Raw genomic sequence first — 1,511 nt, 5'->3', positions numbered from 1 at the left:
ACCGCTTCGCGTACTTACTTCCCACCTGGTGCTACTTCCTCTGGAACCTCAAGATCCCAGTCTCCAGGTGTCCAAGAGCAAGGGGAAGCTTCACTGCCGGCCTACGCTCAGGCGCCGCCACCGGGTACCGAGATCACGGCGATGCTGCCGCAGGCGGGCGGCCAGGAAACGAAGGGTAGAGCTGGACACGTCTACGCCGGACGGGTAAACAAGCATGCGAAGCCTCTGGTGGACACGGTTCTCTTGGTCGAAAACCCGTCTACCAGGGGCTTCACCGCGTTGTCAGGCCAACTGGCAACCTGCCGAGGCAGGTTGGAAAAGGCTCAGTAGCGTTTCTCGCTCGCTTGGCGGGGGGTCGTCACGGCTTTGTAGACGATGAGGCTACCGGTGATCATGAGCCAGAAGAGTCCTGGCCAAATGGCCAGTCGTTCAAACCAACCGTGGAATGCTTTGAGGCTGTAGATCTTCACACACGCGGAAGACAGGAGCCCGCCAATTCCGCAGGCCATTCCAATACTTCCCCATACAGAGTAGCCGAGTCGGATAAAAGCCAAACCGAGGCAGAATACCCCGATGACCCCCAAGACGATGGTGGCATCGGCGGATAGGAGGTGTGCCGCCTTGCGCACATTCCGCGGATTCACGCCCACGGAGACGAGTGAAGCGCCACTACCTGCGACCGCAATGAGACCTAGATTTCTCACTTTACTCGCCGGCCAGTAACGCGCATTGCAGCACGCTCCGATCGTCAGGCAAAATCCGGCAACTACCCACGAGATATTGCTTGCTTCGTGCCAGGGGGAGCAAATGTGCACACCATTGAAAGTACCGCATTTCGTTTCCCCTAGAGCGGAAATCGCGTCGCGTTCTCCGCTGTACGAGGACCATCTGCTACGGACAATCAAGTTGATGATGAGCATCTGGATTACCGAAGCCCACGCGAGGCCCCCGATGGTGACCAGGGTGGAGCCGTGTAGTCTTCGCAACTTCCAATCACCCGTCCCTCATGCCAGTTCACGTGGGTTTGCTCTTGATCTCGAGGAGACCCGCGCTGTCGTCCGCCATGGTCGTTGGAGGGTCAAGCCCAGATGATGATCAATCGCCACCCAGCCTAGGAGGTCGGCCGGTGCGGCTGCCCTGCCGCGCAGGCGTGTCGCGCAGTTTCCGTTTCACCGTTGTTGCTGTGCCTGCCTCGCCAGCGTTTCCGCCTGTCGCGCCGTTGTTGAGCGTGGATTCGGAAGGTGATGCCCGTCTGTCACGCCCTCATCGGCGGCGCGTTGCCGTCGCGGTTCGGACGATGGTGTCCCGCTGAGTGGTGTAGTAGCGATCTCCGCGGGAGTGGTCCTGTCTTCCCGGCCTCGCTCAGATCGAGATGGCCGTGGGGGGGCGGGGGCGGGCGCGCGGGGGGGGGGGGGGGGGCGCCGCGGGGGGGGGGGGGGGGGGGGGGGGATGGTGGGGGGGGATAAAAATAATATGTGGGTGGTGTTTTAGAGAGAGTGTGCGGGGTGGCT

At 61.4% G+C, this 1,511-nt stretch carries 1 protein-coding gene and 1 pseudogene; both read right to left on the bottom strand.

Annotation, left to right across the window (positions count from 1 at the left end; translation table 11 throughout):
* Nucleotides 1-93 precede the first annotated feature (93 nt).
* A pseudogene (locus tag ACFWI9_RS34155) lies at nucleotides 94-216 on the bottom strand (IS5/IS1182 family transposase); the annotation flags it as partial.
* Between the two features lie 107 nt (nucleotides 217-323).
* Complete coding sequence (locus ACFWI9_RS34150; RefSeq protein ID WP_387169163.1) at nucleotides 324-920, bottom strand: hypothetical protein; 597 nt, start codon at nucleotides 918-920, stop codon at nucleotides 324-326.
* Between the last annotated feature and the right edge of the window lie 591 nt (nucleotides 921-1,511).

It is taken from the genome of Streptomyces sp. NPDC127084, from assembly GCF_042724175.1.
GTDB lineage: Bacteria > Actinomycetota > Actinomycetes > Streptomycetales > Streptomycetaceae > Streptomyces.
The sequence above is the reverse complement of the archived record's forward strand: the minus strand, read 5'-3'. Positions and strand labels throughout refer to the sequence as shown.